Origin of the sequence: Gemella sp. oral taxon 928 (genome assembly GCF_001553915.1) — a bacterium.
In the GTDB taxonomy this organism is placed as follows: domain Bacteria; phylum Bacillota; class Bacilli; order Staphylococcales; family Gemellaceae; genus Gemella; species Gemella massiliensis.
Genome location: NZ_CP014233.1, coordinates 1,205,820 through 1,231,413 on the forward strand (window position 1 = coordinate 1,205,820; position 25,594 = coordinate 1,231,413).

General features: G+C 29.1%; 34 protein-coding genes and 1 other annotated feature. All 34 genes read right to left on the reverse strand.

Annotation, left to right across the window (positions count from 1 at the left end):
- Positions 1-186 precede the first annotated feature (186 nt).
- Positions 187-903 (reverse strand): amino acid ABC transporter ATP-binding protein, encoded by a 717-nt coding sequence (locus AXE85_RS05420; RefSeq protein WP_174222374.1) that lies wholly within the window; start codon positions 901-903, stop codon positions 187-189.
- 12 nt (positions 904-915) lie between these two features.
- Positions 916-1,557, reverse strand: coding sequence for an amino acid ABC transporter permease (locus AXE85_RS05425; RefSeq protein ID WP_062173718.1), 642 nt, complete (start codon positions 1,555-1,557; stop codon positions 916-918).
- An 18-nt stretch (positions 1,558-1,575) separates the two neighbouring features.
- Positions 1,576-2,397 (reverse strand): transporter substrate-binding domain-containing protein, encoded by an 822-nt coding sequence (locus tag AXE85_RS05430; RefSeq protein ID WP_062173721.1) that lies wholly within the window; start codon positions 2,395-2,397, stop codon positions 1,576-1,578.
- A gap of 208 nt (positions 2,398-2,605) precedes the next feature.
- Positions 2,606-2,802: a binding site (T-box leader), on the reverse strand.
- A 46-nt stretch (positions 2,803-2,848) separates the two neighbouring features.
- Positions 2,849-3,433, reverse strand: a complete 585-nt coding sequence (locus tag AXE85_RS05435; protein WP_062173723.1) for an MptD family putative ECF transporter S component — start codon at positions 3,431-3,433, stop codon at positions 2,849-2,851.
- Between the two features lie 12 nt (positions 3,434-3,445).
- Entirely contained in the window at positions 3,446-4,849 is a 1,404-nt protein-coding gene (locus AXE85_RS05440) for an ABC transporter ATP-binding protein (protein ID WP_062173726.1), read from the reverse strand.
- On the reverse strand, positions 4,836-5,525 hold the full coding sequence (locus tag AXE85_RS05445) for an energy-coupling factor transporter transmembrane component T (RefSeq protein ID WP_062173728.1): 690 nt from the start codon (positions 5,523-5,525) through the stop codon (positions 4,836-4,838). The genes AXE85_RS05440 and AXE85_RS05445 overlap by 14 nt, the downstream gene beginning before the upstream one ends.
- A 137-nt stretch (positions 5,526-5,662) precedes the next feature.
- Positions 5,663-8,002: an endonuclease MutS2 gene (locus AXE85_RS05450; protein ID WP_062173730.1), complete on the reverse strand. Its 2,340-nt coding sequence runs from the start codon at positions 8,000-8,002 to the stop codon at positions 5,663-5,665.
- A 522-nt stretch (positions 8,003-8,524) separates the two neighbouring features.
- Positions 8,525-9,058, reverse strand: coding sequence for a CvpA family protein (locus tag AXE85_RS05455; protein ID WP_062173732.1), 534 nt, complete (start codon positions 9,056-9,058; stop codon positions 8,525-8,527).
- Between the two features lie 92 nt (positions 9,059-9,150).
- A complete protein-coding gene (locus AXE85_RS05460) occupies positions 9,151-10,797 on the reverse strand; it encodes a DAK2 domain-containing protein (RefSeq protein WP_062173734.1) in 1,647 nt (548 codons plus the stop codon).
- A gap of 11 nt (positions 10,798-10,808) precedes the next feature.
- The gene (locus tag AXE85_RS05465; RefSeq protein ID WP_062173736.1) at positions 10,809-11,168 is read right to left on the reverse strand and encodes an Asp23/Gls24 family envelope stress response protein; all 360 of its coding nucleotides are present in this window, start codon (positions 11,166-11,168) and stop codon (positions 10,809-10,811) included.
- Positions 11,169-11,382: 214 nt separating this feature from the next.
- Entirely contained in the window at positions 11,383-12,315 is a 933-nt protein-coding gene (locus tag AXE85_RS05470; RefSeq protein WP_062173738.1) for a ketopantoate reductase family protein, read from the reverse strand.
- A 281-nt stretch (positions 12,316-12,596) separates the two neighbouring features.
- The gene (locus tag AXE85_RS05475; protein WP_062173739.1) at positions 12,597-13,643 is read right to left on the reverse strand and encodes a PTS sugar transporter subunit IIC; all 1,047 of its coding nucleotides are present in this window, start codon (positions 13,641-13,643) and stop codon (positions 12,597-12,599) included.
- A gap of 153 nt (positions 13,644-13,796) precedes the next feature.
- Positions 13,797-14,609 (reverse strand): YihY/virulence factor BrkB family protein, encoded by an 813-nt coding sequence (locus AXE85_RS05480; RefSeq protein WP_231723754.1) that lies wholly within the window; start codon positions 14,607-14,609, stop codon positions 13,797-13,799.
- A gap of 97 nt (positions 14,610-14,706) precedes the next feature.
- Positions 14,707-14,964 (reverse strand): hypothetical protein, encoded by a 258-nt coding sequence (locus AXE85_RS05485; RefSeq protein ID WP_062173742.1) that lies wholly within the window; start codon positions 14,962-14,964, stop codon positions 14,707-14,709.
- A gap of 143 nt (positions 14,965-15,107) precedes the next feature.
- On the reverse strand, positions 15,108-15,299 hold the full coding sequence (locus AXE85_RS05490; RefSeq protein ID WP_231723755.1) for a hypothetical protein: 192 nt from the start codon (positions 15,297-15,299) through the stop codon (positions 15,108-15,110).
- Positions 15,292-15,498, reverse strand: coding sequence for a hypothetical protein (locus AXE85_RS08640; protein WP_062173747.1), 207 nt, complete (start codon positions 15,496-15,498; stop codon positions 15,292-15,294). Before AXE85_RS08640 ends, AXE85_RS05490 begins: the two co-directional genes overlap by 8 nt.
- Before the next feature lie 29 nt (positions 15,499-15,527).
- Positions 15,528-15,782: a type II secretion system protein gene (locus AXE85_RS08645; RefSeq protein ID WP_062173749.1), complete on the reverse strand. Its 255-nt coding sequence runs from the start codon at positions 15,780-15,782 to the stop codon at positions 15,528-15,530.
- On the reverse strand, positions 15,775-16,056 hold the full coding sequence (comGE, locus tag AXE85_RS05505) for a competence type IV pilus minor pilin ComGE (protein WP_062173751.1): 282 nt from the start codon (positions 16,054-16,056) through the stop codon (positions 15,775-15,777). Before comGE ends, AXE85_RS08645 begins: the two co-directional genes overlap by 8 nt.
- A complete protein-coding gene (locus tag AXE85_RS05510) occupies positions 16,046-16,513 on the reverse strand; it encodes a type II secretion system protein (RefSeq protein ID WP_231723756.1) in 468 nt (155 codons plus the stop codon). Before AXE85_RS05510 ends, comGE begins: the two co-directional genes overlap by 11 nt.
- Positions 16,464-16,742, reverse strand: coding sequence for a hypothetical protein (locus AXE85_RS05515; RefSeq protein ID WP_040460736.1), 279 nt, complete (start codon positions 16,740-16,742; stop codon positions 16,464-16,466). Before AXE85_RS05515 ends, AXE85_RS05510 begins: the two co-directional genes overlap by 50 nt.
- Before the next feature lie 166 nt (positions 16,743-16,908).
- The gene (locus AXE85_RS05520; protein WP_062173753.1) at positions 16,909-17,673 is read right to left on the reverse strand and encodes an N-acetylmuramoyl-L-alanine amidase family protein; all 765 of its coding nucleotides are present in this window, start codon (positions 17,671-17,673) and stop codon (positions 16,909-16,911) included.
- A gap of 121 nt (positions 17,674-17,794) precedes the next feature.
- Positions 17,795-18,625, reverse strand: coding sequence for a Rha family transcriptional regulator (locus AXE85_RS05525; protein WP_062173755.1), 831 nt, complete (start codon positions 18,623-18,625; stop codon positions 17,795-17,797).
- Between the two features lie 108 nt (positions 18,626-18,733).
- Entirely contained in the window at positions 18,734-18,913 is a 180-nt protein-coding gene (locus tag AXE85_RS05530) for a CopG family transcriptional regulator (RefSeq protein WP_062173757.1), read from the reverse strand.
- 71 nt (positions 18,914-18,984) lie between these two features.
- The gene (locus tag AXE85_RS08390; protein WP_156439984.1) at positions 18,985-19,140 is read right to left on the reverse strand and encodes a hypothetical protein; all 156 of its coding nucleotides are present in this window, start codon (positions 19,138-19,140) and stop codon (positions 18,985-18,987) included.
- Between the two features lie 198 nt (positions 19,141-19,338).
- Positions 19,339-19,515 carry a ribbon-helix-helix domain-containing protein gene (locus AXE85_RS05535; protein ID WP_062173759.1) on the reverse strand — a complete coding sequence of 59 codons (177 nt, stop codon included), beginning with the start codon at positions 19,513-19,515 and terminating at the stop codon, positions 19,339-19,341.
- A 108-nt stretch (positions 19,516-19,623) separates the two neighbouring features.
- On the reverse strand, positions 19,624-20,469 hold the full coding sequence (locus AXE85_RS05540; protein WP_021753567.1) for an LAPAL motif-containing putative phage structural protein: 846 nt from the start codon (positions 20,467-20,469) through the stop codon (positions 19,624-19,626).
- Positions 20,470-20,610: 141 nt separating this feature from the next.
- Complete coding sequence (locus tag AXE85_RS05545) at positions 20,611-21,360, reverse strand: N-acetylmuramoyl-L-alanine amidase family protein (RefSeq protein WP_062173761.1); 750 nt, start codon at positions 21,358-21,360, stop codon at positions 20,611-20,613.
- Positions 21,361-21,533: 173 nt separating this feature from the next.
- Positions 21,534-22,265 carry a CHAP domain-containing protein gene (locus AXE85_RS05550; protein ID WP_062173763.1) on the reverse strand — a complete coding sequence of 244 codons (732 nt, stop codon included), beginning with the start codon at positions 22,263-22,265 and terminating at the stop codon, positions 21,534-21,536.
- A 45-nt stretch (positions 22,266-22,310) separates the two neighbouring features.
- Complete coding sequence (locus AXE85_RS05555) at positions 22,311-22,829, reverse strand: PBECR4 domain-containing protein (RefSeq protein ID WP_021753571.1); 519 nt, start codon at positions 22,827-22,829, stop codon at positions 22,311-22,313.
- Between the two features lie 296 nt (positions 22,830-23,125).
- Positions 23,126-23,380: a phage holin family protein gene (locus tag AXE85_RS05560; protein WP_197415946.1), complete on the reverse strand. Its 255-nt coding sequence runs from the start codon at positions 23,378-23,380 to the stop codon at positions 23,126-23,128.
- A gap of 3 nt (positions 23,381-23,383) precedes the next feature.
- On the reverse strand, positions 23,384-23,773 hold the full coding sequence (locus AXE85_RS05565; protein ID WP_021753573.1) for a phage holin family protein: 390 nt from the start codon (positions 23,771-23,773) through the stop codon (positions 23,384-23,386).
- Between the two features lie 5 nt (positions 23,774-23,778).
- Entirely contained in the window at positions 23,779-24,027 is a 249-nt protein-coding gene (locus AXE85_RS05570) for a hypothetical protein (RefSeq protein ID WP_062173766.1), read from the reverse strand.
- Positions 24,027-24,452 carry a DUF1617 family protein gene (locus tag AXE85_RS05575; protein ID WP_062173768.1) on the reverse strand — a complete coding sequence of 142 codons (426 nt, stop codon included), beginning with the start codon at positions 24,450-24,452 and terminating at the stop codon, positions 24,027-24,029. Before AXE85_RS05575 ends, AXE85_RS05570 begins: the two co-directional genes overlap by 1 nt.
- Before the next feature lie 3 nt (positions 24,453-24,455).
- Positions 24,456-25,412 carry a tail fiber domain-containing protein gene (locus tag AXE85_RS05580; RefSeq protein WP_062173770.1) on the reverse strand — a complete coding sequence of 319 codons (957 nt, stop codon included), beginning with the start codon at positions 25,410-25,412 and terminating at the stop codon, positions 24,456-24,458.
- Positions 25,413-25,594 lie beyond the last annotated feature (182 nt).

The following is a 25,594-nucleotide window of genomic DNA, read 5'->3' on the forward strand; positions in this document are numbered from 1 at the left end:
TTGACTATCTTATTATATCATAATTTAATAATAACATATAGGGATAAAATATTTTTTATCAGCAACAAAAAGCCATATATATAACTTATATAAGAACTTCTAAAATATATTTATACATAAAATTAAGCTGATTTATTATTAAAATATTTTTAACAATAAATCAGCTACTTTGCACACTATTTAATTTTATAATATTTTTGAGAAAAATTCTTTTGTTCTGTCTTGTTTAGGATTATCAAAAATTTCTGATGGTGTTCCTTCTTCAAGAGCTATCCCATTATCCATGAAAATTATTTTATCGGCTACCTCTTTTGCAAAATTCATTTCATGAGTAACAATTACCATTGTTAATCCATCTTCAGATAATTCTTTAATAACATCAAGAACTTCTTTAACCATCTCCGGATCTAATGCACTTGTCGGTTCGTCAAACAACAAAACTTCCGGAGAATTTGCCAAAGCACGTGCTATTGCCACACGTTGCTTTTGCCCACCTGACAAACTGTTTGGATAAGCGGATTTTTTATCTTTTAAACCTACCCTGTTTAATAATTCCAATGCCTTTTTTTCAAGGTTTTCTTTTTTATCTATACCAAAAGTTTTTGGAGCAAGTATTATATTTTCTAATACGTTCATATTGGGAAATAAATTAAAATTTTGAAATACCATTCCCACTTTTTTTCTATATTCATTAATATTTTGTTTTGTAATATCTTTACCGTTAAACTTTATTTCCCCTGCTGAAGGTTTCTCTAATAAATTTATACAACGAAGTGCCGTACTTTTCCCACTACCGCTTGAACCTAATATTACAATTTTCTCCCCTTTTTCCACATTAATATTTACACCTTTTAAAACTTCTTCTTTACCAAATTTTTTATGTAAGTTTCTTATTTCCAACAACAATTTATTCACCTACTTTGCTAATTTTTTTTCCAAACGTTTTACCAATAGTGATAGCACTGAAGTAATTATAAAATATATTGCCGCAGCCACTAAATACGGTCCAAACGTTTGGTAAGTTGCATTTTTTACAGTGTTAGCCGTAAACATTATATCAGCTACACCAACAAAATATACTATTGACGATTCTTTAACAAGAGAAATAAATTCATTCCCAAGTGCCGGCAAACTATTTTTAAATGCTTGCGGCAAAATGATAAGTTTCATCGTTTGAAAGTAACTTAACCCCAGAGAACGTCCGGCTTCCATTTGTCCTTTATCAATAGCAACTATCCCTGAACGGAATATTTCACTAACATACGCTCCCGAATTAATTGATAGGGCAATAATTGCTGACATAAACGGTGTAAATGACACCCCAACTTCCGGTAGTGCAAAATAAATAATCATAATTTGCACCAGTATCGGCGTATTTCTAATAACCTCTACATAAATGCCGGCCAAAATATTTAATATCTTTATTGTACTTATTTTAGCTAAGCAAACTAAAACTCCTAGTATTAACCCTATTAATAATGCAATAAGTGAAACTTTTAATGTTGTTACCGTTGCCTCTAAATATGTTGTGTAGTAATTTGGGAGAAAATCAAACATTTATCTTTTTACCTCTTTCTATTCGCTTTTAGCAGCTATTTTCGCATATTTATCAAGCTCCTGCTCAAATAGTTTTTTAGCCTGTATTTCTTTTATAACTGCATTTACCTGTTCTAATAATTCTTTATTACTGTTATCATTTCCTTTTTTAAAAGCTATTGCCATACCGGTTGCTTCCGGATCGTTTTCCGCTGCAAATGTACTGATTTTAATATCACTATATTTATTCATCGCAATTTTTGCTACATCGTCCGGTATTAAAACCACATCAATTTTTTTATTTTTTAAATCTTGTAGTAAGCTTGTAACATCTGTTAATGCTTGAATATTTTTATCATCAAGTTTTAATTGTTCTTTAACATAAGTTTCATAAGTTGACCCTTTTTGAACTCCAACTTTTTTATTTTTTAAATCATCACTAGATTTTATTTCTTCACTATCTTTATTTACAACAAATATTCCTTTACTTGTATAATAAATATCGGAAAAGTCAACCGCTTTTTTTCTTTCATCTGTTGGATTAACACCCGAAATAACCATATCCACTTTATTTGCATTAAGAGCTGCAATTAACGAATCAAAAGCCATCTCTTGAATTTCTACTTCAACTCCTAATTTTTTAGCAACTTCTTGAGCTAAATAGATGTCCGCACCTACAACCTTTTTCTGACCATTTTCTGTTGTTAAAAATTCATAAGGCGGATAATCCGGTGATACACCGAGAACTATTTTCCCTTTGTCTTTTATTTCTGTTACTTTTGTTTTTGAATTACTTTTTGAACACGCTGTTAACGTGATTATTGTCATTAGTGCTGTTATAAATAATAATAATTTTTTCATCATCTTATCTCCTTAAATATTTTTTGAAAAAGTTGTAATTAGTAATTAAAAAATCTCTTTGCAATTAGTTTTATCTAATCACAAAGAGACGAATTTACGCGGTGCCACTCTTTTTGATATATTAATCACCCGTTTATATAATCCATGGTATTATATAAACTTATGTGCAAGCTAAATAAAAAAGTCTTTTTACAATTTATGTAAATTGTAAAAAGACGAATCAAATTCCGCGTTGCCACTTTTTTTGGTATTTAATATACCCACTCGAACTCTTTAAGGCAGAGTAACCAATTATTTTCATAATCACCAAAAAAGTACGTTCATTCAGAGTAATTGCTAACCTTTCACCAACGTTAACTCGCTAAAAATTTCTTACTAAATTACTATTCTTTTCCAAGGCTTTGTTTTATTTGATAATCATTTTACACCCTAAAAAAATAATTGTCAAGTATTATTTTTGATTTTTTTGATATTTTTTCAAAATTTTTCGTCCTATTAGTACACCCAAACTACTTAAAGCTATAATAACAACTGCTCCTATAATCATCCAGTGTCCTGAACCGTATTTTATACTTGCATCCATAGCTTCAGCAGTTTGCCCTCGTTTTACCCAATCACTTTTATATGAATCGGCAAAAAATATAATAGGAATCCATGCACCACAAGCAAATCCTATATTTATAAGACTAAGTGCCAAACATTGGGCAATTACATTAGCATGTCCCATTACTTTTAAAATAACATCTGCTAAAAATGCCGCTGATATTGACGAAATAAGCCAAGGAATATAAGCTCCCCCCATTAAAGAGAAGATAATCATGTGTATAATAATAAATACCGTAAATATTCCGAATTTGTTATAATTATAACAAAGATAAACAAAAATTGTTCCGGCTAAAAGCCCCCACACTCCCGGTGATACACTATGTCCAAACGCTCCAAACATACTAGATATCATCATTGCAATTACATATACAACTATTGATAAAACTGTAGTCATTCCCAAAAATATATAATCTTTTGTTTTTAATTTCATTTTTATTTTCACCTATCCTTTCATATTTAAAAATATATCTTTTACAATTTCTTTATTTTCTTCCGTTAAATAAAAATCTTTATTTATTTTCCCCTCTTCAATATATACTACTCTATTACAAGTTCTATACAAGAATTCGACATCGTGAGTGGCAATTATTAAAGAACTGTTCTTAGATATTCCTTTTAATATTTCGCTTACCTTATTCATATTTACAAAATCCAAACCGCTAGTCGGCTCATCAAACATTAAAAGATCAACATTAGACAACGCAGCTATTGCAATAAGTAATCTTTGTTTTTGCCCTCCTGAAAGTTCAAATGGAATTTTTTCTTTTAATTTATCAAGAGATAAACTATTTAATAATGTATCAATTCTTTGTATTTCAGCTCCGTCATTACCAAACTTTATCTCACTTTCAACAGATTCTGTAAAAAACTGATAATCCATATCCTGCATAACTAGAAACGGATTAGAATCTTTTATTATTTCTCCACTGTCTGAAGTTATTATCTTCGTGAACAATCTTAGCAATGTTGTTTTTCCTACCCCGTTTTTTCCGATTAAACCTATAATATCTCCTTTAAATATTTCCAAGTTTATATTATTTAAAATATTTTTATAATTTATATCTTTCATCTTAGCTATCAACTCAGATGAAGTAACTTCTTTTTTATTATAAATTCCTAAATTAAACACATCAAGGCTTCGGAGTGGTATCTCCTTATTGTTTACTAAATCGTAAATTTTTTTTTCAGATACTTTTCCTTCATTCACCAGTAAAACTTTATCTACTAAATCTTTTAAGTAATGAACTCTATGTTCAGCTATAATTATCGTATATCCTGCTATCTTTAACTTTTGTATTAAAGATGTCAGTTTCTTAGTTGTATAGAAATCCAGATTAGAAGACGGTTCGTCCAAAATTATCATTTTAGGTTCTAAACACAGGCTACAACCTATCGCAATTTTTTGGCGTTCTCCACTTGAAATATAAAAAATATTTTTATCAAGTATACTATCCAATTCTAATAATTCTTTTATTTCTTCGTATCTTTCGTGCATTTTTTCCAAAGTCATCCCATAATTTTCCATAGCAAACACCAACTCACTTGTTGTATTTGTTGTAAAAAAATGTCCTCTAGGATCTTGGCTGACATAACCAATTTCTTTTGCTATATCAAAAGATTTTTTTTCACTTATATTTTCTTTATTAAATAATATTTCACCGGTTACTTCGCCTTCATATAAAGTTGGAATAAGCCCATTTATTAGATGAACCACAGTCGATTTCCCACTTCCGGATACTCCGGTTAATAAAACACATTCACCCTGTTCTACAAAAAAACTTACATTCTTCAATACTTTTTCCTTAGAGTTCTTATAAGTGAATGAAACATCATTAAATTCTAACACTGTTCGCTCCTCCTAATAAAAATATAAATATTAAAAGAATAATAACTAAAAATATATAGTCAAATGTCCTCATTTTAACATTATAAAATGATGTTCTTTTATACGGTGACTCGACCCCTTTAGTCATCGCCGTTGCCGTCATTTCCTCTGCAATTAAATTCATTCTCATGAGAACCGGAACTATCCAATATTCTAAATATTTGAGAGGTTCTTTAGGTGTAAGAATAATATTTCTCATTTTCAATGACTCCCTTATCATCTTTATTTCTGTTTTATATGTTGGAAAAAATCTAAGCGTAACGGTAACACTCAACATTAATTTTTTAGGAAGACGAATTTGTTCAAACGATGATAATAATTCATTACTTTTAACGGCACTAACTAAAATATAAGAAATCATTGCTACCGGAATCATTCGCAGGAAAATATAAACCAGCGTTCCGAACAAATTAGCAAGTAATGCCATATTACTAATAGCAATAAGATATGCTAACACAGAAAATATAATATAAGCAATTAAAAATTTTAAAGCTTGTTTATAGCGGCGATAAATAAGTAAAACAAATACTGCAAGTCCTAAACAGATTCCTTCGTAAAGTAAACCCTTTCCTAGAAATATAATAACCGGAAATATTAAATTTAAAATAACAAGCGTTAATGGATTTAATTTTGTCATAACATCCTCCTTTCCTAATACTGCAATCTAATTAAATATATAATATCAATAATCATTATCAATGTCAATGGTTTATTAAAGAAAATAGTAAAATATACGATTTACTGTATATCTCACTATTTTCTTCAATATTGTATTTATTTCATGTCTACGATAGTTGCACCCAAACCGCCCTCGTTTTGTCCGCCGCTTCTAAAACTTTCTACATATCGATTATTTTTTAAATATTCTGCTATATTTTTTCTAAGAATACCGGAACCTAATCCATGGATAATCGTAAAAGTATCATATCCTTGAAGTATAACTTTATCCATATAATCTTCAATTTCACGTATAGCCTCTTCGGTATTTTTCCCAATAACATTAATCTCTATACCGACTTTTTTCGAACTAACATTACTTGTACTGACATATCGTCTTACTTCCTCCGGTTCACTATCAATTTTTCTGACTTCTTTTCTCTTAATATTAAGTTTCATTGATCCCATTTTAATTTGTAAAATATTACCATTTATTCCAAGAACAGTGGCACGTTGATTATAACCAAGAACAAGCACGTCATCTCCTACCTGAATTTCACTATTATTAAACTGCGGTTTATCTACCAATTGTTTTTGAAGTTTAATATTGTTTTTAGAATCGTCCATATTATGCAATACATCATTTACTTCATGTTGCCTTATATCAGTATTATCTTTAAACTGTTTATAAATTTCAAGAATCTTTTCTTTTTTCTTATCAATTTCTTTGTTTAATTCAATACTTAATTCATTATATAAACTTTCCTTATATTCATTATATTTCTCTAAATTTTCACTAAGTATATTCTTTATTTCATCTATTTCTTTGACAGTTTTATTAATATATTCTAACTTATAATCATATTCTCTTATGCTTTCTGAAAGTTTATCAATAAATAAATTATTTTCTTTTGTATTTTCTTCCAATAAAGTTGTCGCTTTCTCTATCACTTTCGTATCTAAACCCAGCTTAGCAGAAATATTAATAGCGTTTGATTTCCCCGGTAATCCGATAATAAATCTATATGTCGGTTTTAGTTTTTCAAAATCAAATTCCATAGATGAATTTTTATAATATTCTGACTCAAAACAATAATTTTTTATTTCCGGATAGTGTGTCGTACATAACAAGGTTGCTCTTAATGTTTTAAATTTATCTAGTAATGCAATGGATAAAACGGCACCCTCACTGGGATCTGTTCCTGAACATAATTCATCAAGAAGCACCACTGTTTTACTGTTTGTGTTTTCCAGTATGCTAATAATATTAGTCATATGCGAAGAAAATGTTGATAAATTATTTTCTATAGATTGCTCATCTCCAATATCAACAAATAAATGTTCAAAAAAACCAACAGTTGATTCTTCTAAAGCCGGAATATAAAAACCTAAATGTGATAAGTAAATACATAAACCTACCGTTTTTAAGATTACCGTTTTCCCTCCGGTATTTGGTCCGGTAATTATTAGTGAGTTCCCGCTATTATCCATTATTACATCATTTTTCACCACATTATTAGCGTCTATTAATGGGTTATACGCTTTTTTTAAAATTATTTCTTGATTCTTTACAATATTTTGTTTGTTAAATCCTTTTTTAACACAAAAATTCATTTTTGAAAAAATAAATTCAACTTGTGAAAAATTCCATAATGAATTAGTTAATTCATTTGCTCTTGATTTAATTATTTCAGTCGCTTCTTTTAAAATACGTAGTATCTCTTCTTTTTCCTTTCGATGCAAAATTCCTATTTCATTATTAATTTCTACATTTTCACGAGGTTCTACGTAAAAAGTATTTCCCGATGCAGATTCATCGTGAATAATACCGCCAAAGTCGTTTTTATGCTCCGGTTTTACTAAAATAACATCCCTATCATTACGTTTTGTTACAATAGCTTCTGTAAGTTTTTTTCCATTAGAACGAATAATATTTTTCAACACTTGATCACTTTTATTTTTTAAGCGCATTATGTTAACTTTAATATTTTTCAACTCCAATGAGGCGTCAGGTTTTATATAACCGTCTTCATCAATTATTCGATCTAAATAACGTTCAGTATCTTCAAAATTATCCATTTTTTCTATGTATTTCATTAAACTACCATATTGTTTACGTTCTTGTTCTTTGATAAATAGAAAACGTTTAGTAAATCTATCATACACTATTATATTTCTTAATATATAAAATAATTCTTTTTCCGATAAAATACTGTCAATCTTTGCTTTTTTTATACTGTTCGTATAATTATAAATTTTCAATCTGAATTCGTTAGGATACTTACGTAACAAATCATAAGCCTCTTCGTTCTCTTTATGAACTTCTACTAACTTGTTATAATCTGATATATATTCTAATTGCTGTATTTTTTCTAATGACATTTCTGAATAACAGTATTTATCAATATCTTGCAATACTAAATCCAAGTTTAGTTTGCGTTTTGTGTTCTTATTCAAATTACTACACACTCCTTAACATTTCGTACTATTAACAATAAATTCTGTATAGATATAATCTTAACTCTCTAACACTATATTTTCATTTTTATACTGTATTATCCGCAATCACATCAATTTCTCTAACACTTACTTCTTTTATTTCTATTTTGAATCTTTCCATCTGAAATTTTTATATACCTCCCTTTTTTTAAAAAAATCTATAATATTTCTATTCCATAAAATTTAAAGTTGTTACCTTTTCACTTAAATATTATTATTTTAAGATGTAGTTTCTGTAAATATTTTTGAAATAATGTATTTCATTAAAAATATTTAGTATAAATTCTTTCTAAACACTTTAAACCAACAAGTAACTATTTTCAACTATCCCTATACTTTATCTTGAAGTAATGTTTTAGAAAGTTCCATCATCACATTTTCCCCAATAATTCAATAAAAATATTATATCATACTTTTTACTGTTTTATATATTTTATATTAAAAAAGCAATAACCATTTATGATTATTGCCGTTTTAATATTATTTGTTAAAGAATAAACTAATTAAACTTTTTGATAATATTGGTGTATTTTCTAATATATATTCAGGTAATGTTGAATTTGTAAATATTGCTGTTTTCCATTCCGGTGTCGGTAAAACAGTTACAAGATATAATATTAAGAAAACTACCAAATAAATTTCTAAAAATCCCAATATTGCTCCTAATAATCTATCTGTTGTTTTGATTAAAGGTAATTTTCTTATTACCCCTAAAATCGAAGCCAATATTTGTATAATTATTTTAATTAATATAAATATCACAATAAATGAAACTATTCTGTAGTATGCTGACGGTATATTTAATCCTTTATATACACCTTCCAGCCCTTGAGTAACATCTGTTGGTATAGGAATTAGATCTGTAAATAAAAATGCTAAACGGGGGCTAAAAAACATTGAAACAATATACCCTATTACTATAGTCCCTAAATAAAATAGTTGAACAATAAGACCACGCTTATATCCCATATAAAGTCCAGCTACTAATAATAACCCTACTATTATATCAACCATAAAAACATCCTTTCATACTATTTTTGTTTTATTATATACGACTAACTTTAAAAGTAGCATAACCTGATTTAGATATATGCTACTTTTTATTTCTATTCAACACCGATAATATATGGATATACCGGTTGACCGGATTCAACTAATTCTATCTCAACATCAGGATATTTTTCTTCGAGAAGTTGTTCTAAGAAATCCGTACATTCTTCCGTACTTTCTTCTCCTAAGTATAGTGTTACTATCTCGCTATCTTCATCAATTGACATCTCCAATAGTTTTGCTAATGCTGCATTTAATGACAAATCTGAAACAACAATTTTACCATTTTTAATACCCATATATTCGCCTTTTTTAATTTCTATACCTTCTATATTTGTATCTCTAACAGCATAAGTTACTTCTAAAGTTTTTACAGTTGTTAAAACATTTTGCATATTTGCATAATTTTCCTCCGGTGATAATACCGAATTAAATGCCATTACAGCAGCTACACCTTGTGGGGCGGTTTTACTTTCAATTACAAAGACATTTTCTTCCGCCAATTCAGCCGCTTGTTTAGCAGCTAACTGAATATTCTTATTATTAGGGAAGATATAAATATTATCCGCATTTACTTCTCTTATGGCTTTCATAATATCCTCAGTAGACGGGTTCATTGTTTGCCCACCTTCTACAATATAATCAACGCCCATAGAAGATAACACTTTACTTAATCCCGCTCCCATGGAAACAGAAATCATCGCTTGATTTTTTCTTTCCTTAGGTGTTTCTTGTTTCTCTTCTTGTTTTCTTAACACCTCTCTGTGTTGTTCACGCATATTATCTGATTTAATTTTGATTAATTCACCATACTGTTGACCATAATTAAACACATCACCGGGAGTTTCTGTATGAACATGAATTTTAACATATTCATTGTCCGAAATTACAAGTAATGAATCACCAAACTTGCTCATATCTTCTCTAAATTTTTCTTCATTAAATTCTTTTTTGTTCTTATCAAGACGCACTGTAAATTCTGTGCAAAAACCATATACAATATCTTCAGGACTCATAAAGTCCATATCATGATTATCTTCAAATTGCATATCAACAATATTTATTTCAACTTCATCAAGTCCGTCAATTTCTTCGTTCTTTAAGGCTGCAACAAAGCCTTGATATACACAAACAAGACCTTGTCCGCCTGAGTCTACAACACCAACTTCTTTTAATATCGGTAATAACTCCGGTGTTCTTTTTAATGATTCTTGAGCCTCTTTATAAATTGCTTCCATTACTTCTATTACTGAATCTGTTGATTCTGCAGTCTTCATTCCTACCGCAGCCGCCTCACGTGCAACTGTTAAAATAGTACCTTCCACCGGTTTAATAATTGCTTTATATGCAATACTTACTCCATTTTGAATGGCATTAGCAAATTCTTTAGCATCAATCTCAGCCTTATCTGCAATATATTGTGACATACCTCTAAATAATTGAGAAAGAATAACACCGGAATTACCACGAGCCCCCATTAGTAAGCCCTTTGAAAAAGATTTTCCAAGTTCTCCAATATTTTCCACAACATTAGAAGCCGTTTCTTTTGCTCCCGATGACATAGAAAGATTCATATTGGTTCCTGTATCTCCATCCGGTACCGGAAATACATTTAATGAATTAATTCTTTCCGCATTTTTTGCCAAATTTCTTGAACCCAAATCAATCATTTTAGCAAAAATAAGACCATTGATTTTTTCCACTGTTAATCCTCCTATTTATTAACCTTAATGCCTTGAATATAGATATTTACTGAATCTACTTTGACACCTAGTGTTTTTTCTATTTGGTATTTTACTGATGATTGAACATTACTTGCTATTTCTGAAATTTTTGTTCCATACATTACAATAATATATAAGTCGATTACTAATTTTTCATCTTCTCTTTTTACCACTATTCCTTTTGAATAGTTTTCTTTTCCTAAAATTTCAATAATTCCATCTTTTACTTGGTTTTTACTAGCCATACCAATAATACCGTAACAACTCACAGCTGTCCCACCTGCTACTGATGAAACAACATCATCGCTAATCGATACAGCTCCCAATTCATTATTAATTTCTATTGACATATTCTTTTCCTCCTATCAAAAATAGACAAATTGAAACATAAGAGTTATTATACCTTTTTTGTAAAAAAAATACAAGTAAAACATTGACAATTTCTATTTCAGTGACCTTAGCTAACCCCTTTGTTAAAACAATTTTATATAATTATTTTATATTCAAAATTTTATAGATTAATAAAATAAAATTTTCTTATTTATACTAATATTTATAGAAATCTTATTTATTTCCTCCGATATGCTCTTTTGAATGAATCATAAGTGTTATAACATCACATACCGGTGTAGGAATATTATGTTTTTTACCAAGTTTAGAAATTGCACCATTTAAATAATCAATTTCAGTTAATCTCCCATTCTTCATATCTTGATATAATGATGGATAATGAAGCCCTGCTGTTCGAGGATCAAAACAATTCTCTATATTTTTCTCAATAACTTCTTGATTTACATTTATTCCTTCTGCACGCCCAACTGCAGTTACCTCATTTAATACCGCTCTCGTTAAATCTAAATGCTTTTCGTAACTTCCATATTCATTAATATTGCAATCTATTAAAGTACAATATGTATTCAAAACACAATTCAACCCTGCTTTATGCCAAATAGATTGATATGTATCTGCTGAATAATTCATATTCAATCCGGATTCATTTAATTTTTCAATTAGTTTCAACGTCTTATCTAAATTATCTTCTTTCACTTGCTTAATTTCTGTTTTTCCGGTTCCATACGCTTTTAATATACCCGGTCCTCCTAACCCGCTTGTCCAGACGGTAACACCGATAAGAATATTTTCTTCTTTTACAAATTCTTTTAAAGTATCTACATGCCCTAATCCATTTAATATACAAATTATTTTTGTATCTTCATGTATTAAATGTTTAACCTTATTTAACATACTTTTCAACTGCATAGATTTTGTAGCAACAAATACAACGTCATATTTCCCCTTCGCTTCTTCCGGTTTATAAATCGGTATATCACAGTTACCTAATTCTTTATCATCAATTATTACTTTTAATCCATGTTTTTTAATAGTATCAATATGTTCTTGCCAAGAATCAATAAATGTAACATCTTCTCCATTTTTAAATAACATATATCCAAATCTTGTTCCCAGTGCCCCTGCACCCGCAAATAAAATTTTCATAGCCATATCTCCTCTACTTAATAATTTATTATTTTCTATAATTCTAACTTTATCTTCCTGTTTTGTCAACTTTTGTAAACGTTTAAGAATGTGGAAAAATTAGTAAAAAGAGGAGCGACTCAAAAATCATGATTTCATTAAAAATCATTTTTGTTAAGTCACCCCCTCATAATTCATTAAATTTGAAAAAGTTCTTTAAAGCTAATTTTTACTCAATAGCCGTTGTGTTCAACTATCAATAAGTAATTCTATTAAATTTTTAACTTATAGGTCATAAGTCATTATAAATTATCTGTTTTATACGCATCAGTTTTATATAATTTTAGTACATCTGAATATAATCTATCTGCTATAAATGCGACTGTAAACGGAATTACAAAAAACGCTAAAATAACCCCTAATAATGTACTCCCTAATTCACTGGCTTTTGTAGGTCCAATTAACCCGATAATACCAAATCCTGCACTATCTTTATTTCCTAAAATATTAAGTAAATATCCTGCCAAGCCGGTAATAGCGGAGGTAGTCAATATAGTTAAAAATAATTGTGGCTTCCTTGCACAGTTCGGCATCATTAATTTTATTGCTCCTAAAATAATTGCAAGACTGACACCTTTATTTTTGGCTCTAAATGTCCCGATTGAAAGAACGGCTGCTGCAGATAATACACCAAGTGTCGCCGCTCCCGCACCGATAAAGTTTTCATTAGAAAATAAAATAATTCCCATAGCAACAGTTGAAACCGGAGTAACAATCATAAATGAAAACGCCATCGCAATCAATATACACATTAATACAGGTTGCAAAGTTGTAAATTTAAAAACAATAGTCGCTAGAAAATTTGTTAGACTTTTCATATATGGTAATGTAACTAATCCAAAAGCGGCAACTAATCCTCCTACTATTGGTAGTAAAATAATTGTCAATGTACCAAATTTATCTTTTACTAACTTAATAATCAATGCACCGATCGCAGCAATTAACATAACATTAAATAAATCACCCATCGGCACACCTGTCCATGCCTTTGCCGTAGCATTAAAAGTTAATGAACCGCTGGCTGCTAAAACAGTTGATCCCAATACCGCTGACTCTATTGCTTTAAAGTTTAACATTTGCCCGATAATCATTCCAACCAATACCGGAACTCCAAATTGGAATAAATACATTGCTTGTGTTAATGTTGTAAACACATTCGGTGCAAAATGTGCTCCTAAATACTTAAACAGTGTACTCAATACCGCATTAGGTATTAAACCCACAACTATCCCAAGTGCTGTTCCATTTAAAATAATATTAAGAAAATCTTTCACACGTTGTTTTTGCATACACATCCTCCTATTTTTAAATTATTATTACACTATAATAATATAGAATAAAATAAAAGTAAACATTTTTTTGAAAATTTCGTTAATTTTTCTTAAAAATATTCTTTGTACACTATAAGATATAATTATTTTTTTAAAATATACTATTATATTTTATTTAGCTTTCGTGTGAGTTTCTTCAAAAACTCGATGTTCTACCTTATAATTATGTAATATTGCATTTATCTCTGCACCAAGTATTAATATATATCCCGTTATATAAAGCCAAAGAATAAATGCCATTAGTCCACCAATGGTACCATATGTTTTTATATAACTGGAAAAATGATCAATGTAATAACCGAACAATCTACTAACCAGTGTCCAAGATATAGTTGAGAATATTGCTCCGGGGAATATACTAATAACTCTTACCTTAACATTAGGTCCTAATATATATATAAACACAAATACTATAAACGTAAATAGCATAGGAAAGCTGTATGTAAGATATGTCCATAAATTAGAAAAACCCTCATCAAAATGTAGCTTATGGAATAATAACCATGTTAATTGTTTCCCAAAAACAACAAGAGTTAATACTAAAAACATTCCTACTAAAAATAATATTGTAAATATTATACTAATAATTTTGGTAACAATCCAAACACGTTCATCTCTCACTCTGAAAGCATTATTAAATGCTATAATAATACCATAAATTCCGTTAGAAGCAGACCATAAAGTAAAAATAATACCAAATGTTAGAATTGTGTTGTTACTTTTATTATTTAATACTTCACTGATTATGCTAAATAAATAATTTCCTAAATCTCCTGGAGCAAAGGTTTGTATTTTTTCTAATAAAAACTGTTGATCTATTTTGAAGTATGGAGTTAGCGCTAATGCGACTAAAAGCATAGGGAACAACGAAAGAATGAAATAATAACTCAAATTTGATGATAGAATTGATATTTCATCGTACATTATTCTATAATACATCTCTTTTACAAATTTTTTAAAAGTTAACTTTCCCTTAGGATTTTCCTCATAAAAGGAATAATTTTTCTCCGGTATGAACATTTTATAACACAAATTTAGCTACTTTTTTAGCAGCTTTATAATATAAAGGTAATGATGACAATGACAAAATATTTCCTACTTGTTTTTTATAATTTTTCTTATCAACTACAATGTAGTCTTTCTCCTCTAAATATTCTTTGTATTTATCAATAGTTTCTTTTTCTTCTTTACTAAATCTTTCTTTTTTTGAAATTAATGTAGATAATGCTACCGCACCTAAGCCTGCAACAGCGAAAGTTAATATTGTTTTTTTACTCATTTTTATCTCCTTAATAAATTATTTGTTTTTAAATTTCATACTAATATTTTAAACTATTTACCAAAACAACGCAACATTTATATTGGTTATAGAAAGTAAAAAGATGGGAACGTCAGAAGTTTAACTTTTCCCATCTCATATAATTATTCTTTATTACTAATATTTTTAGTTAACTGTTCTACTATTTTTTTATCATAATAATCATTTAGATTTTTTATACTATACATCTTGTTTATATAAATTCCAATTATGCTAAACATAACAACAATAACAAAAAGCATTACTAAAAGTGAAGTTATAACTGCACTACCATTTTTAAGATTTTTCTTATTCAATTTCGTCATCCTCTTTTTTTTCATCTTTATCATTATCTTTTTGATTTTTTAGCATAAGGTAAAGTATTCTCTTTTTATTTTCTCTATCAATGATGGTAATTTTTATTCTGTCGTCACTTTGCTCTATTGAGTAACCTTTTAATTTTTGAAGAAGAAGGATATATCCTGCATAAGAGTTTGTATTTTTTTGTTTTTCCATATAAATTTTATTTCCTTGAAATACTAACCTTACTTCTTCTTTTTTTCTTTATTTTTCATTATAATGTAATTACTTTCCCTCTCAAGTTTTTCGCTGGAATTATAAATTTGAAAGATTTTTTTATGTGCTAAAGCATATTCATAATTTGTAAAATCTAAAAAATTTTTAGAAGTTTTCAATGTTGTCTGAAGTATAAGCATCAACAAAAGTGTAACTATAATCAAAAGAAATAACGATATGGTAAGTTCTAATAGTGTAAAACCCTCTTTTTTGCTTTTACTCATAACTGACCTTTTCATTAGTATTTATATCCACTATTTCCGCCTTTTCAAGACTAACTACTATTTCATAGTTTTCTCTTCTAACACTGAAATTTTTTTCATTATAATGATTACTAATTTCTTCATAAAGAATTTCTTTCATCTCAAGTTGTTTTTCTATCATTGCAATAGTTGAATATTGACGAACTAAATTAGGTATAAGAAAACCGAATATCATGGAACAAATTGCTAAAGCAATAATCAGTTCAACAAATGTAAAACCACTTTTATAGTTCATCTACCGTAATATACCCACTATCTAAATGAACGATAATACGATACAAACTGCGTTCAAATTTTACATCTATTGTGTTAGCTCTTGATATTAAGTTCCCCTCTCTATACCTAAGTCTTATCGTCGGACCATTAGCAACTATTTTTCCATTTTGAGATAATTTTTTCCAACTTGAATGCTTATCATAATACATTAAATATTCATTATCACCGGAAAATAAATCAATATACGGAGAATTACCTTCTCTTAAACTTGATGTTTGTATAAAATAAATATCGGAGATTAATTCATTCACCGCTAACCTTTCCTTATATTTAGTATAATCTCCTATTGAAATAACAGATAACATAATTACTATAATACTAACTATTAGTAAAACAGCAAGCATCTCTACCAAAGTATATGCTTCTTTAGTTTTGTAATGTAGCTTTTCCATTTGAAATAATAATTTTTTTGCCATTAGGTGCGGTGCTGGCCTTATCTACCGGGCCATCTAAATAATGTTTTTCTACCAATTTTTCAAATGTTACATCATTATCTTTTTCATTTATTTGATATGCCGTTACCTGAGATTGAACAGTTTTTTCATATGCTTGCGAACTTTTATCTTTTGCTGTGTCAATATTTTTAGTAATGTTCGGTATTATTAATATTAATAATATCGCTATTATAAATAGTACAATCAACATTTCTACGCAGATGTAATAGTAGCATTTAGGATATTTAGAGGTATTGACAAAGGAATGCCACTAGAATATATTTTAAAACAACAAAAGAACTAACTTTAAAATAAAAGCTAGTTCTTTCTTTATTAAAAATCTTGCAGATATATTCTTTATTAAATAATTAGTTTCGTTATTTATTAGCCAACTCAACTTTTATAAGTTTGCCAAGCCAATCAAAAGTGTAATAAACACCATTCATAAGCAAGACTTTATCTCTTGCTACCGCTCCTCCATCATTAGGATCCATATAATATTGAACTCCATTTACTTTTGTCCATCCTATTTTCATATCACAGTTTACTGGGTCAAAATAATATCTTTTTTCACCTATATAAAAAAAACCTGTAACTGGATGAACTGTGTCAAAATAATACCATTTCCCGTTTATATATCTCCAAGTTTTTTCTGTTTGAGCTCCACTTTCAGGATCAAAATAGCGCCACTTCCCTTCAATCTTTATCCACCCTGTTTTCATATCCCCATTTACAGGATCAAAATAATATTCTGTATCATCTATAAACTGTAAACCTGTAAGTGCATTACCATTACCATAACTAAAAAAATACCATTTCCCATCTATCTTTTGCCATCCTAATTTTTCATCCCCATTTACAGGATCATAATAATACCATCCTTTTACTCTATTATAATACTTATCACCATTATCATAATACCAGCCCGTTACCATATATCCTCTTTTATCAAAACGATAAGCTTTTCCTCCAATGCCATATACTCCATCTTTATAATAATGTCCACTTCCCCTATCATACCACCAACCGTTTTCATCTTGTTTCCAATCAGCTCTCGCTTGGTTAGATGTGGGAATTATAATTGATGATAACAATGCAGTACTTAGCAAAACTTTTGCAGTAATCTTAACTACTTTATTCATTTTTATTTCCTCCTTAAATTTTATTTTATACGCATTAACAGTATCATATTTTCCTTACTAAATCAAGTGAAATAAAAAATACCCCCTAAATTATAGGGGGAGTGCTTTACAATAATTTTAACTACCTATTTATGTAGCCTAAATTATTACCTATTTTACATTTCTTGTTCCAGCCATCGAGGCTATTTATATCGTAATCAGTATCTTCTTTATTATCCCATAATCCGATATTAACTAATATCTCACTGGCTTTCATTAACACAAAATCCTTATCTTCTTTATTGCTTATTTGTTTACCTATTCTAGCAAGGTTGTCTGCTTGTTTTAAGGCTATTTGCATTTGCTCAAGGGGTAGTTTATATTTATCACAATCAAACAGAAAATAATCACTTAATTGCTTACCTAAATTTCTTGCTATTGTATCAGCCACACGATGGTAGATTATTCTAAGCAAGCTACAACTTGACTTATAACTGTTTTCTTTTTTAAAATATTTTAACTCATTGCCGGTTAACACATTTCCGTCATCTAATTTATACAACATTTTATTTACAGTTACTGTTGATATATTTAATTCTTTTGCTAACATATCTACTGTCATTACTGGTACTTTTTTGTAGTATAGGCGTTTTTGTTGGGGAGTTTTCAATAAATCTTTCATTCTGTTAAATTCATTTATATAAGCTAGTTTCATATCGTTATGACCTTGGATATTGAACATATATAATATGAATCCATCTTTTGTTAGTAAATATTCTTTATATTTTCTCTTTTGCCCTTCAACCTCATAAAACGCCGGTATTATCAGAGAACTCAAATTTGAGTTTTCTAAAATTCCCTCTAAATCTCTAACTACATTACTATGTCTTTTTCCTAAATTTTCAGCAACATTTCTACTTGTTGTTACTTGGCGTCCATTATATTCATCTATTTTTATTAATAAATTTTGCATTAATTTGCTCCTTTTTATTTATTAACCGTTTATAATATGATATAATAGATTTATCAAATCATAACGGTTTGTGTTTGATTAGAGATTGTAGCCTCAGAACCTATATCTCTAATCTTTTTTTTGTTGCCCCAAAAGTAGCTGGATTCCTTTTCTAACTGCTACACCTTTTGATATATTGTTTCTTTGACAATATTCAATTAATTTCTCATCAGTTATTTTATCCAATCTAACACTTGTTCGAATATTGATAGGATTATCCAGTTTTGGTCTTCCAACTTTTGCTCCCATTTTTCCACCTCTTTTCTTTTTTTGTGAGCATACATTAATTATAATTTATGCACACTTAAAAGTCAAGAGTTTTATTTTTTATTTGCTGATTTACTTTTATCATTATCCATTATTTGTCTATTAATTAATTCTACAATTAGCTTCTGAATTGTAGTATCTTTCTCAATCACTAATAATTTTAATTTTTTATGTAAATCATCTTCTAACCTTATTGTCAGAGTTTTCATCTGTTCACCTCCTAACAACAAACATTATAGCATTTTTGAATGCTAAAAGTCAAGAGTTTTATTTTGTTTTTGTAAATTATAAATTTTTATCTCCTTAAATTTTAATTTGATAAGAATGTACTCCTATGGTATAATAAATTTAGGAGTACTATTCCTTTCTGGTAGAAGATTGTAACTTTGCGAGAGTCTAGCAATCTTCTATTTTTTTATATCATTATACTGATTGATTATACCACGTCTTACTACTTCTGATTTGGAAATATTTTCTTTTTTTGATATTTCTTCAAGTTTAAATACTATATTACTATCTATTCTCACTCTTAACATAGTATCTTTTTTATTTTCCGTGGGTCTACCTATTTTCTTAGCAACCATACCTTTTCTCCTTTCTTTTGTCGCTACAATTATAATTATATATTAAGTTGCTACAAAAAGTCAACCCCTTTTTTAAAAAAAATAAACCTCTATCTTTTTAAGAGAGGTTTACAAATCTAACTTTTGTTGAACAGCTCCTACTTTATCTAAATGAACTTTAGTTATTACATAAGTAGGTTTAATTTTTTCATTATTCGGATAACTTTTTATTTCCATATCCACTTCTAACTTAGTACCATTAGAAAATGATATCTCCCCATCTTTTACTAGTTTAGCAAATTCTTTATCATGAATATCCACATTAACTGTTCTATCAATATGAACAGTCCATTTAGAACTCATATCTAGCGATGGTTTTTTTACTACTACAGTTAGATTATTAATTGTATTTATGATAAATTTTTCATCAGTATCTGTGATTTTTTTTCTTTTAAAATATTCTTTATTCTCATCATTAATAATTGTTTTGCTATTGCTAACACTCTCATATACTTCCAACTCTCGTTTTAACGGTATATCTTCCGCTAACTTTTCAACGGCTTCAAAAGTATCATTACTATCTTTAGAAAAAATTTGAAATATAGGATTATTAATATTTATTTGATCTCCATAAAAATTAGTTATATGTGTCTCGGTTATTTCTTTAGGTGGTTTTCCACGTAGAAAGGAAATTACTTCTAATATTTCTCTAACTAATTTTATAAAAGAACCTGTATTTTCTATTACATGAGGTAATATACTAGCTAAAACATTTATAACAGGTACTATGTGTACTATGAAGCTACCCTTTTCTATGGCAGTAACATTAGTGCTTAATTTGAAATCTTCTCCTAAATCTTTTTTTACACTTAAAAGATACTTAGATATATTATTTAAAAAATTAATAAATTCTTCTATACCAATTTCATTGTTTCCTGTAAATCTAAATGCTAAATACATTTTTTCTTTCTTCATATTTTCACCTCTCTTGCTGTTAGTTTAATCATACTATAAAAGTATGTTGAAAACAATATGTTTCATAATAATTGTTTCACAAACAAAAATAACCCCCGCATTCCTGCAAGGGTTAAAATATTTCTTCCCGTTATTTATTAGCTAATTTTTATTAGCTAACTCAACTTTTATAAGTTTACCACCCGCATTAAAAGTGTAATAAACACCATTCATAAGCAAGACTTTATCTCTTGCTACCGCTCCTCCATCATTAGGATCCATATAATATTGAACTCCATTTACTTTTGTCCATCCTATTTTCATATCACAGTTTACAGGATCAAAATAATACAATTTTTCATTTATATAATTAAAACCTGTAAATGCTTCAGAAATAAAATAATACCATTTCCCATCTATATTCTGCCAACCTGATTTTTCATTACCATTTTCAGGATCAAAATAGTGCCACTTCCCTTCAATCTTTATCCACCCTGTTTTCATATCCCCATTTACAGGATCAAAATAATATTTTTTTTCATCTATATTCCGTAAACCTGTAAGTGCCATAGCATTAAAATAATACCATTTTCCATCTATCTTTTGCCAACCTCTTTTTTCATCCCCATTTACTGGATCATAATAATACCATCCTTTTAATCTCTCATGCTTATCACCATTATCATAATACCAGCCCGTTACCATATATCCTCTTTTATCAAAACGATAAGCTTTTCCTCCAATCGACCAGCTTCCATCAGCAAGATATCTCCCATTTCCCTCATCATACCACCAACCGTTTTCATCTTGTTTCCAATCAGCTCTCGCTTGGTTAGATGTGGGAATTATAATTGATGATAACAATGCAGTACTTAGCAAAACTTTTGCAGTAATCTTAACTACTTTTTTCATTTTTATTTCCTCCTTAAATTTTATTTTATACGCATTAACAGTATCATATTTTACCTACTAAATCAAGTGAAATAAAAAATACCCCCTATCTAAATGATAAGGGGTGTGAATAAAAATGAATAAAAATAAAGTAATTATATTATACTACATATCTTTGGAATTGACAAGGAATATTAATCTCTATATCTCCATTCACCATATTCTTTACCAGTTTCAAGCTCCATACTTGCAACATAACGTCTTTCTCCACTGTGTGAGATGTAAGATAACCATTCGTAACCATTAGCGTAGCAATATTCCATATAATTAAATTCTTCACCATTTTCGTAAGTTGCTACTACTTCACTATCTAACGATGGAGCTGAACGCACATTTAACTTATCAACAGTTACCTTGAATGTTCTAGCTTTATCTAATGCTTGTAAATCGGTATTAGCTGGGTTATTAGCCGGTGTGTCGTTCACTGGGAAGTAGAACCACCCAACAATGCCGCTAAAGTCACGATTTCTATATCGGGCAGGACCGCCTACATATAAACTATCAGCGTTACCATCAACATTTTGTTCAATGGTACTCATTGTATACCCGTCACTATCAGCAATTACTAATCCTGTGTGCCCGTAAGAATGACCAGCAATATAAGTGGTATCCATAACAAACACCGCCCCCGCACGTGGCTTAGAATTTACATCTCCTACCACATTATATTCAACTGTATAACCTAATGACTTAGCACTATTTAATAAATCTATTGCATTACCTCTTAATGCTTTACCAAAGAATAATACACTTAAGTAATTCGGTAAGTCTACACATTGAGTACCATATGCTCCGTCTTGATCTACCCCTATTCCTAAATTTGCTATTCTTTTTGCTTCATTTACTATATCTATTGTTTTAACCATTTATTTATCCTCCATTTTTTCATAATAAAAAGACCAAGAATAATCTCAGTCTAACCACTTAATATTTTTAATTTTAGTTTGTCTATAACTTTTATAAATTGCTTGTCCTCTACCTTCATGTAATGTAGTAGGTACAAAAACATTTTTATAAATTTTTCTCAATCCGAATACTATATATTTATCCTCATTTTCTTTATAAAATACAACAGATAATTTCATAGTATTTTTATTTAAATCTTTGGCTAATATGCAATAATTATATTTTTTATCAATAAAAATTTCCGATATAAAATTATAATTATTGATCCTATTAACTACTTCATTAAAGTTCTTATATTTTCTATACTTATTTAAATCTAATTCATTTTTCTCTAAAAATTCTTTAGTTTTGCTAGCGTTAATATTTTCAAGTTTATGAATTCCAAATAAATGATGTAAATCTAAAATATTGAATTTGACTATAAATTCATTTAATTTTTTATAATTCGTTTCTATCATACAAGAATTATTATGAAATTTCTTTTTATAATCATCATACAATTTTTTTAAATCAACATTATCCATTTTCTCTCCATAAAACAAAATTAAGCACGGATTAGAAAAGACTCTAACCAGGTCTTACGATTAGTCGAATTGTTGGTTGACTAACTCCTCTTTGTGCTTCTTAGGCTTATCTCCAAGGAACAGTTCTTAAGCTCTGCCAAGCAGTGTAATGTGCTTCTATTACACTTTCGTATCACTACGAATTTTAACGTTAAAACGAGACTGAAAGGAGGTGAATAGGTTCCTTTTTATCTCTGAATTTATTTTAATACAAATTCTACTTTTTGTCAAACACTATAAACAACTGTCAAAGTGTGTTAATTATTTTTAACTTCTCTTATCCCTTTGTGAATTTGATGTAGTCCAGTTGCACTTAATCCGCTAACAATACCTGTCACGATATTATGTCCTGAATATCCCTCTAATATGCAAATTAAAACTGCCCCTACAACTGCTAATATTGCAGGAATATAATTGTTAGGTATTTTAGGGAAGCTAGTCTTAATGCTATTTCCTATTAGCAAGCAAATTGCCATTATCACTGGACTTATAAATTGTTGTAATTCTGTCACTTATTATTCCTCCTTGTTTTCTATTAAATCTTTTAATTTAGTAAGTCTTTTTAATATTCCTTTTGGGAAAGGAACTCCTAATACTGTTAAATTCTCAATAACTGAAATTAAATAGCTATATATAAGATATAAAACTATAGTTGTTGCCACAGATTTAAATCCAATTGCTGTTAAAATTGGAAATGATATTATGATAAACATAATAATAGCTGTGTGCTTTAAAATCCCTTTCCTGCTTAGTGTTGAGTTCACCTCGTGAGTAACCCAAGATTTTGCAATTCCAGATAATATATCAAATATTATTAACGCCATAACAATATATAAAATTGCAATATTAAAGAATTCCCTAAGATGTATTACTAAATCCGAAAATCTTAATTCTATTAATGCCATTTAAATTACTCCTGTTTAGTTTTTTCCAATTCCTCTAAAATTTTATCCTCTATCTCGTATCTTTTTTCCCTAAGTTCTTTTTCGTGTTTACGCATTTCTACACGATTTTTAGAGTACAATTCTCGGTTATACATACTTTCGTAAATTTCTGATACTCCTTTATCGTTAATTTCTACAGTTACTAACTTCACTGTTTCATCTCCTACCTTAAATCTACCCTCTAATTTTGTTGTTTTTTTAATTTCCAAAGTCATTATTCTTTATCTCCTTTTTCAAATTGTTCTAAAATATCATCAATTAGTATTGTTTCGTATGCCGATAACTCAACTTCAAGTTCTAACAAATCATTAAAAAAGTCAGTGTAACGTTCAGAATATTCACCCCCTTGAATTATTACACTTTCAGTATTTAACTCATTTAACTCTTTGATAAACTCGTCTACATTAGCATTATCTTTATAGATTAAATTGCCGTCACTATCAACTTTAGGTTGATCTTTATCATATTCAACGTATACCTTAGCTAGTTCAGTTCTATCTTCAATATAAGTTTCTAATTTTTCCTGTAGTTTTTTAAGAAACTTAGCACGCCCCCTATTAGCTTTCATTTTTTTTATTGGTAAATTTGATACCGTCTGTAATAATATTTCCAAGTCTTTATTCTGAATTTTTAATTCCATTCTTTATGCTCCTATTTTTTCTTCTAATCGTTTTAATCTAATATTTAACTCTTGAATTGCTTTAAGCCCTATATTACCAAGTCTAAAGTCATCTAGTACTAACTTATCACCTTGAGAAAATACCAAGCTGCTATCCAACGCTTGAATGTCCTGAGCAATCAATCCGCATTTAGTGTAGTCTTTTTTATGCCCGAATTTATCCCTTTTCCAATCGAATTGTTTGAAGTTTAATTTTTCAATAAATTCTATTGCGTTATAATTACTATCCTCAATCCCTAATTTCAATCTTCTATCTGATGATGAAGAGTCAGGCGTGAACCACCAAGTTCCTGATGAACCCGTTCCGTCATCAACATATAATTGACCGCTACGTCCGTCCCAACCTATAAATGCAATTTTATAAATCCCATTAACAGGAGTGTCTTTATATCTATTAGAGATTATAGCGTGTCCTTGTACAGGATTGCCATTAAATTTATTGCAAATTGCAGCATAACCGTGCACTGTCAACAATGTATTATCGACGTTAGGATAAACAGTTTGTCCTGGGACAGAAAAATCTGGGTCGTGGTAAATAAATATCCCCTTAGGATAATTACCCCATGTATCACCTAAAATCTGAACCCCTGTTCCATAATTAGCATTATAAGAAGCAGGAGTGTTAATTTGGAGTCCTCTATCTACTGGTTGCATATAACCATACTCACCTATTTTTATCTTAGTAGTACCTGTAAGTGTTGACCCGGTAATTGTAACCCCCTCAATAGTTCCACCATATATCCTATCTCCGCTTAAATACCCAGTGGTAATTTGAGTAGCACTGATGTCAACGGCTTGTAATTTATTGATAAATGCACTATTGGCAAACAACTCTTTAACCAATAGATTATTTACTAACAATTTATTAATCATTGCTTCATCAACTTTTAAAGCGTCAGCGGCAATGCTTTCAGCCGTCATATGAATAGCTTGTATTGATCCGGCGGATATATGCCCAGCTTCTATTGACCCTGTTGATATATGCTTAGATTTTATAGTTCCGTCAACAATTAACTCTGCTGACCTTTTTTGGCGAATTTCTAAATTTTTACAAGCTATTTTGTGGAAGTTGTTATTTCCTTCTTGATATATTCCTAATCTGT

Coding starts and splice junctions, on each gene's coding strand:
- AXE85_RS05425 (WP_062173718.1), bottom strand. CDS start 1,557: ATGTTTGATTTTCTCCCAAATTACTACACAACATATTTAGAGGCAACG.
- AXE85_RS05430 (WP_062173721.1), bottom strand. CDS start 2,397: ATGAAAAAATTATTATTATTTATAACAGCACTAATGACAATAATCACG.
- AXE85_RS05435 (WP_062173723.1), bottom strand. CDS start 3,433: ATGAAATTAAAAACAAAAGATTATATATTTTTGGGAATGACTACAGTT.
- AXE85_RS05445 (WP_062173728.1), bottom strand. CDS start 5,525: ATGACAAAATTAAATCCATTAACGCTTGTTATTTTAAATTTAATATTT.
- AXE85_RS05455 (WP_062173732.1), bottom strand. CDS start 9,058: ATGGTTGATATAATAGTAGGGTTATTATTAGTAGCTGGACTTTATATG.
- AXE85_RS05465 (WP_062173736.1), bottom strand. CDS start 11,168: ATGTCAATAGAAATTAATAATGAATTGGGAGCTGTATCGATTAGCGAT.
- AXE85_RS05470 (WP_062173738.1), bottom strand. CDS start 12,315: ATGAAAATTTTATTTGCGGGTGCAGGGGCACTGGGAACAAGATTTGGA.
- AXE85_RS05475 (WP_062173739.1), bottom strand. CDS start 13,643: ATGCAAAAACAACGTGTGAAAGATTTTCTTAATATTATTTTAAATGGA.
- AXE85_RS05480 (WP_231723754.1), bottom strand. CDS start 14,609: ATGTACGATGAAATATCAATTCTATCATCAAATTTGAGTTATTATTTC.
- AXE85_RS05485 (WP_062173742.1), bottom strand. CDS start 14,964: ATGAGTAAAAAAACAATATTAACTTTCGCTGTTGCAGGCTTAGGTGCG.
- AXE85_RS08640 (WP_062173747.1), bottom strand. CDS start 15,498: ATGGAAAAACAAAAAAATACAAACTCTTATGCAGGATATATCCTTCTT.
- AXE85_RS08645 (WP_062173749.1), bottom strand. CDS start 15,782: ATGAGTAAAAGCAAAAAAGAGGGTTTTACACTATTAGAACTTACCATA.
- comGE (WP_062173751.1), bottom strand. CDS start 16,056: ATGAACTATAAAAGTGGTTTTACATTTGTTGAACTGATTATTGCTTTA.
- AXE85_RS05510 (WP_231723756.1), bottom strand. CDS start 16,513: ATGGCAAAAAAATTATTATTTCAAATGGAAAAGCTACATTACAAAACT.
- AXE85_RS05515 (WP_040460736.1), bottom strand. CDS start 16,742: ATGTTGATTGTACTATTTATAATAGCGATATTATTAATATTAATAATA.
- AXE85_RS05520 (WP_062173753.1), bottom strand. CDS start 17,673: ATGAATAAAGTAGTTAAGATTACTGCAAAAGTTTTGCTAAGTACTGCA.
- AXE85_RS05525 (WP_062173755.1), bottom strand. CDS start 18,625: ATGCAAAATTTATTAATAAAAATAGATGAATATAATGGACGCCAAGTA.
- AXE85_RS05530 (WP_062173757.1), bottom strand. CDS start 18,913: ATGGGAGCAAAAGTTGGAAGACCAAAACTGGATAATCCTATCAATATT.
- AXE85_RS08390 (WP_156439984.1), bottom strand. CDS start 19,140: ATGAAAACTCTGACAATAAGGTTAGAAGATGATTTACATAAAAAATTA.
- AXE85_RS05535 (WP_062173759.1), bottom strand. CDS start 19,515: ATGGTTGCTAAGAAAATAGGTAGACCCACGGAAAATAAAAAAGATACT.
- AXE85_RS05540 (WP_021753567.1), bottom strand. CDS start 20,469: ATGAAGAAAGAAAAAATGTATTTAGCATTTAGATTTACAGGAAACAAT.
- AXE85_RS05545 (WP_062173761.1), bottom strand. CDS start 21,360: ATGAAAAAAGTAGTTAAGATTACTGCAAAAGTTTTGCTAAGTACTGCA.
- AXE85_RS05550 (WP_062173763.1), bottom strand. CDS start 22,265: ATGGTTAAAACAATAGATATAGTAAATGAAGCAAAAAGAATAGCAAAT.
- AXE85_RS05555 (WP_021753571.1), bottom strand. CDS start 22,829: ATGGATAATGTTGATTTAAAAAAATTGTATGATGATTATAAAAAGAAA.
- AXE85_RS05565 (WP_021753573.1), bottom strand. CDS start 23,773: ATGGCATTAATAGAATTAAGATTTTCGGATTTAGTAATACATCTTAGG.
- AXE85_RS05570 (WP_062173766.1), bottom strand. CDS start 24,027: ATGACTTTGGAAATTAAAAAAACAACAAAATTAGAGGGTAGATTTAAG.
- AXE85_RS05575 (WP_062173768.1), bottom strand. CDS start 24,452: ATGGAATTAAAAATTCAGAATAAAGACTTGGAAATATTATTACAGACG.
- AXE85_RS05580 (WP_062173770.1), bottom strand. CDS start 25,412: ATGACGGCTGAAAGCATTGCCGCTGACGCTTTAAAAGTTGATGAAGCA.